The sequence below is a fragment of the Dryocola clanedunensis genome (genome assembly GCF_038405435.1).
In the GTDB taxonomy this organism is placed as follows: domain Bacteria; phylum Pseudomonadota; class Gammaproteobacteria; order Enterobacterales; family Enterobacteriaceae; genus Dryocola; species Dryocola clanedunensis_A.
On record NZ_JBBYHZ010000182.1, the window covers coordinates 1 to 554 of the forward strand.

Sequence of the window (554 nt, forward strand, 5' to 3'; positions counted from 1 at the left end):
CAGCACGAAGAACAGCGGTACCAGCACGATCGCCAGCAGCGTGCCGGAGAGCATCCCGCCGATCACGCTGACGCCGATCTCGCGCCGGCTCACGGCGCCAGCGCCGGTGGCCAGGGCCAGCGGGATCACGCCGGCCACGAACGCCAGCGAGGTCATCACGATCGGCCGCAGGCGCAGGCGGGCGCCCTTCAGCGCCGCATCCACCGCTGAACTGCCCGCGCGGTACTCGGCCTCGGCGAATTCCACGATCAGGATCGCGTTCTTGGCCGACAGACCGATCGTGGTCAGCAGTCCCACCTGGAAGTAGATGTCGTTGACGAAGCCCGCCGCGGTGGTGGCGATCACCGTACCGATCACGCCCAGCGGAATCACCAGCATCACCGCCACCGGCACCGTCCAGCTCTCGTAGAGCGCGGCCAGGCACAGGAAGATGAAGGCGACGGAGGCCGCATACAGCCACAACGTCTGGTTGCTGGAGAGCTGTTCCTGGTAGGACAGCCCGCTCCACTGCAACGCGAACCCGGGCTGATCGGCCACCAGGGACTGCATGGTCT

Annotated in this window: 1 protein-coding gene; it reads right to left on the reverse strand. The window is 67.3% G+C overall.

All coding sequences use genetic code 11. The features are described 5' to 3' along the window. The coding region (locus tag AAE045_RS24110) for an efflux RND transporter permease subunit (RefSeq protein WP_455549823.1) at positions 1-554 on the reverse strand (554 nt) is incomplete at both ends.